The sequence below is a fragment of the Rhodococcus sp. (in: high G+C Gram-positive bacteria) genome, from assembly GCF_049286785.1.
GTDB lineage: Bacteria > Actinomycetota > Actinomycetes > Mycobacteriales > Mycobacteriaceae > Rhodococcus_F.
The window spans coordinates 1-4,818 of record NZ_JBAQEO010000895.1; the positions used below are offsets into that span (position 1 = coordinate 1).

General features: G+C 64.2%; 4 protein-coding genes and 1 tRNA gene. 2 read left to right on the forward strand and 3 right to left on the reverse strand.

The window, feature by feature from the left end; genetic code table 11:
- Positions 1-539: 539 nt before the first annotated feature.
- Complete coding sequence (locus WAW17_RS32150; protein WP_422336876.1) at positions 540-917, reverse strand: VOC family protein; 378 nt, start codon at positions 915-917, stop codon at positions 540-542.
- A 279-nt stretch (positions 918-1,196) separates the two neighbouring features.
- Here WAW17_RS32150 and WAW17_RS32155 point away from each other — a divergent pair, with 279 nt between their 5' ends.
- Positions 1,197-1,616, forward strand: a complete 420-nt coding sequence (locus WAW17_RS32155; protein WP_422336877.1) for an ester cyclase — start codon at positions 1,197-1,199, stop codon at positions 1,614-1,616.
- A gap of 21 nt (positions 1,617-1,637) precedes the next feature.
- On the opposite strand, the gene WAW17_RS32160 is transcribed toward WAW17_RS32155, so the two are convergent.
- Entirely contained in the window at positions 1,638-3,482 is a 1,845-nt protein-coding gene (locus WAW17_RS32160; RefSeq protein ID WP_422336878.1) for an AMP-dependent synthetase/ligase, read from the reverse strand.
- 149 nt (positions 3,483-3,631) lie between these two features.
- On the opposite strand from WAW17_RS32160, the gene WAW17_RS32165 reads away from it, so the two are divergent.
- Positions 3,632-4,591, forward strand: a complete 960-nt coding sequence (locus WAW17_RS32165; RefSeq protein WP_422336879.1) for an alpha/beta hydrolase — start codon at positions 3,632-3,634, stop codon at positions 4,589-4,591.
- 31 nt (positions 4,592-4,622) lie between these two features.
- Here the strand turns inward: WAW17_RS32165 and WAW17_RS32170 are convergent.
- Positions 4,623-4,696: transfer RNA gene (locus WAW17_RS32170), tRNA-Leu, on the reverse strand.
- Positions 4,697-4,818 lie beyond the last annotated feature (122 nt).

Below are 4,818 nucleotides of genomic sequence, written 5' to 3' on the forward strand. Positions count from 1 at the left end.
ACCCTACCGACACTAGATCCGACAGCCGACGATCCGACTCCGGCTTCACCCATCCACTACGCGGCACGCCGACACGATACCGCACAACCCTCTAACTGAACGGTATTGTGTTTAACTCCCCTGAACCACACACTTCCCCTGAACCACACACTGGTCAAGCGTTGGCTCGAGTTCGTCTGCACCGGCAAGTCGCAGACCCCGTGCAACCTGGTCTTGACGCTGCCGACGCTAGTCGCACCCACCGTGCGGGCACTAGTGGACAAAGTCCTTACCCGAGCAAGCTCGACTCGTCGGCCGCCTCGATTGGGCCGCCGCAAATTGCGACCGATAGGGTGTACGACCTAAACAGTCATTCCGCCGACCGTGGCTGCACCCGACCCGGGTGCGCAGCCCCACCGCCCCTGTGCACTGCGCACCACTGACGCCGAACCGGGAACGGGATCGCCCCGGCGGTTGCCTCCCTTCTATCGAGGGCGTCCAAGGGTCGGGGATCTGCCATGCCCTTGCTCCTTCGCGCTGCTGGCCGGGGGCTGGCGCGCTTAGCGAGGCTCGCTCTGGTCGGTCTCCTCCAGGTAGACCAGACCGTTACCGTCGGGGTCGGTGAAGGAGAACATCGCCGGCACCCCTTCCATCCGGATCAGCTCCTCATTGTGTAGGGTCACGCCAGCCTCACGGATCTTGTCGAGGGCATGTTGAGCATCGGAGGTGCCCAACCGGATTGCCACCGGGATCTCACTGTCGGGCGGTAGGAGCACCAGGGCTACATTCGAACCCGGAGGCACGACCTCGATCAGCCGTGCACCCGGCCACACCTCCACGTCGGTGCGGAGTTCGCAGCCCAGCACTCCGGTGTAGAACCTCAGCGCGGCGTCCTGGTCAGCGACCGGAACCGAAACACTCAACACTCTCGTCGTCATCGTCATACCCAATTAGACTCCGCCCCGGCCCGAAAACTCATCGCTCGAGCTGCGAGAGCCGGTCGTCCCGCAAGCCGAACCCTCACCGGCACGTCCCGAAAGCCATGCCCGGAACGGGCTGAGCTGCAATGGCATCGAGGTAGCGTGAGCGCAGCCGGACCATGCCTTGGATCGACCGCGACCGGATGGAACAGTCGCCCGGCCAATTTTCTCCTCCTTCCGACACCCGGGGCGCGGTAGGCTCGCTTGGCCATCATCGAGCCGAGATCGGGGGTCCTCATGGACACCGCCTCCTTCGATCGCTACCGGGACGCGTGGAATAGCCACGATGTCGATGCGGTCGTCGAGTTCTTCACGGACGACGGCGTCTACGAAGACGCCGCCCTGGGTCGACTGAACCGGGGAAAGGCGGAGATCCGCGCCTTCGTCGAAGAGACGTTCGCCGCCTTCCCCGATTTTCGCGTTGAGGACGCCGGGTCGGCGACCATCGATCCGAGCGGCCGCTTCGCGAACGAGTGGACGATGTCGGGAACACACGAGGGAGACACGGCCATCCCGGCGACCCACCAGAGCTTCTCGTTGCGTGGCGCCTCGGTGGGCGAGTTCGAGGCCGACAAGATCAAGCGGAACTCCGACTACTGGAACATGGCGGAGTTCCTCGTCCAGGTCGGGATACTGCCACAACCGCCGGCCGTCTAACCGGTTCTCGCAGCCGCCACGTCAGCTCTCACCATAGAGAGCCTCGATATCGTCGACGAAGTTGTCGACGACCACCTTGCGGCGCAGCTTCATGCTCGGTGTCAGGTCACCCGCCTCGATGGACAACTCGCGGTCGATGACGGCGAACTTCCTGATCTGTTCCCACCGATTCAGTCGCTCGTTCAATTCATCGATGTAGCCGCCGATCAGATCACGTGTCTTCGCATCCCGCGCGATCTCGGTGAACGACCTGCCACCGAGCCCGTTCTTACCGGCCCACTCGGTGACGGCCTCGGCATCGAGGCTGACCAACGCGACGCAGTACGGCCGATTCTCGCCGTGAACGATGATCTCCCCGACGTACGGGCAAATACCCTTGAAGGTCGCCGCGATCGCGGACGGCGCGACGTACTTGCCCTGCGACGTCTTGAACATGTCTTTCTTGCGGTCGGTGATGTGCAGAAAGCCGTCCTCGTCGATGCTGCCGATGTCGCCGGTGTGGAACCAGCCGTCGGGCTCGAGCGCCTCGGCGGTGGCGTCGGGGCGGTCGTGATAACCGTTCATCACTCCCGGGCCCTTCAGAAGGATCTCGCCGTCCTGCGCGATTGCGCATTCGGTACCGGGGAAGGGCCAGCCGACCGAGCCGAATCGATACGCGGACGGGCGGTTGATGTACGACGCCGCCGACGTCTCGGTCAACCCGTAACCCTCCAGTACAACGATGCCCACGGCGTCGAACCACTGAGCTACGTCACGGTCCAGCGCCGCCGCGGCCGAAACGAAGAAGCGCAGCCGCCCACCGAATCGCTCTCGGATGGTGGAGAACACCAAGCGGTCGGCGATTCTGTGCTGCAACGAAGTCCAGGGTCCGGGCTCCCCGCCTGTCTGCTTGGCCTTCGAGACCTTCAGGCCGACGCCGATCGCCCAGTCGAAGATCCTCTTCTTCACGCCACCCTCTTCGGCCATCATGCCCTCGATCCGGGCATGCGCCTTCTCGAAGATCCGAGGGGCCGCACCCATGAAGGTGGGGTGCACGACGGCAAGGTTCTCGACGATCTTGTCGACGCGGCCGTCGACCGCCGTGGGGAAACCGATCTGCAGTGGTAGCGCCAGCATTACCTTTCCGAAGGCGTGGGCCAAGGGCAGCCACAGATAGTTCAGGTCGTCCGGGCCGAGGATGTGCAGGGCGTCGACAGCCGCTGCGGTGTAGGTCCACGCCGAGTGCGGCAGCCGGACACCCTTCGGCTTCCCGGTGGTGCCGGAGGTGTAGATGATGCTGGCCAGTTGCTCGGGGCGGATCTCGTGGATGCGCTCGACCACCACATTCGGTGATTCGGCGAGCAACTTTCGGCCGAGTTCCTCGAGATCGCCCAGGGTGATCACCCAGTCCCCGTCACCCTCACCGTCGATGAGAACCACCTTGCGCACGTCGGGCAGTTCCGCACGATGCTCGATGAGCTTGTCGAGCTGCGTCTGATCCTCGGCGACGACGACACGGCTGCCCGAATTCGCGATGATGAAGGCGACGTCGGGTGCGTTGGTGGTGGGATAGACGGTGGTGGTCGCGGCTCCCGCGCACATCACCGCGAAGTCGACGAGCACCCATTCGTACCGTGTCGACGACGCAACCGCGATCGTGTCCTCATGCTCGACACCGAGTGCAATCAGCCCCGCAGCGATCACGCGGACGCGCTCACCTACCTGCCCCCAGGTGACACCGGCCCATCCCTCGCCGTCCGGGAACCTGAAGGCTTCTCCATGCGGGGTGGCGGCGGTCCGCTCGAGGAACAGGTGGGCGACCGACGGCGCGCGCTCCTCGATCTTCGAGTAGTCGACGGTTTCGCCTGTGACGAGGAGCACACCCATGTGCCCAGTCTAGAAGTGTTGACGTGGTAATAGGGAGCTGCGGGCAAAGTCCACCTCGCATGATCACGGAGTCCCGGGTAGCATTCCTCGTCGTTATCTTCCTGTTACCCCCCGGGGTTGCAGTCGGTACGAAAGCTAAGGACATCAGTATGGCGATTCGTCGCACCCGCGCATTGATCGTGGGACTCGTCGCAGTGTTGGCATCGGGCCTCGCGTCCCTCGTCACCGGAGTCGGCATCGCCCACGCCGACTCGACTCTGATCTCGGTGTATTCACCGTCGATGAACAAGAACATTCCGGTGAAGGTGCTCAGGGCGGCGGGCGATGGTCCCGCGCCGACCCTGTACCTCCTCGACGGGCTACGCGCGCCGGACGACAACAACGGCTGGCTGATCGAGACCGACGTGGAGAGGTTCTTCGCCGGCAAGCACGTCAACGTTGCCATTCCGTTCGGCGGCGGCGGCACCTTCTACTCGGATTGGCAGCGGGACGACCCGAAGCTCGGCCGGGTCAAGTGGGAAACCTTCCTGACCCGTGAGCTTCCCCCGGTGATGGCCTCCCAGTTCGGCAGCGACGGGGTGAACAACGCGATCGCAGGTCTGTCGATGAGCGGCACTTCCGCGTTGAACCTCGCCGTTCACCGACCCGACTTCTATAAGGCGGTCGCCTCCTACAGTGGGTACCCGACGGCCAGCTCCCCCGGCTTTGCGCAGGGTATTCAGGTATCGGTCCGCGAGATGGGCGGCAACCCGCTGAACATGTGGGGCTTCTGGCCGTCGGCGTCGTGGATTCGCAACGACCCGATGCTCAACGTCAGCGCGCTGCGCGGCAAAGCCGTCTACATTTCCTCCGGAGCGGGTTCGCCGGGGGACGATCCCACCGTCAACCCGGCCAGCGACGACTTCGACCCGATGAAGTTCGCCCAAATGGTCCCACTCGAGACCGCCTCCGGCCTGAGCAGCCAGACCTTCGTCCCCGCTGTGAAGCTCGCCGGCGCCAAGCTCCAGACACACATCACCGACGACGGCATCCACACGTGGACCTACTGGCAGGACCGGCTACACGAATCCTGGAACAGCACCATCGCGCCGGCACTCGGGACGGCCTGAGCGGGTTCGAGTCCCACCGCGGTCGCCGGGGGGCCCCCCGTGGGACTCGAACCCACACTGTGCGGATTTTAAGTCCGCTGCCTCTGCCAATTGGGCTATAGGGGCTGACCGGTGCCGAGTGTCCGGCCCGGCTCGCTGATCACCTTAGCCTGATTCCACCGAAGGATCAGCTGCGTAGCAGCGTGTCGAACTGAAGAAAGTGCCCCCTGAACTGGGAAGATTGGAGT

What these genes read in the sequence shown, in the direction of transcription:
- WAW17_RS32165 (WP_422336879.1), top strand. Translation starts at nt 3,632, where the DNA reads ATGGCGATTCGTCGCACCCGCGCATTGATCGTGGGACTCGTCGCAGTG.
- WAW17_RS32155 (WP_422336877.1), top strand. Translation starts at nt 1,197, where the DNA reads ATGGACACCGCCTCCTTCGATCGCTACCGGGACGCGTGGAATAGCCAC.
- WAW17_RS32160 (WP_422336878.1), bottom strand. Translation starts at nt 3,482, where the DNA reads ATGGGTGTGCTCCTCGTCACAGGCGAAACCGTCGACTACTCGAAGATC.
- WAW17_RS32150 (WP_422336876.1), bottom strand. Translation starts at nt 917, where the DNA reads ATGACGACGAGAGTGTTGAGTGTTTCGGTTCCGGTCGCTGACCAGGAC.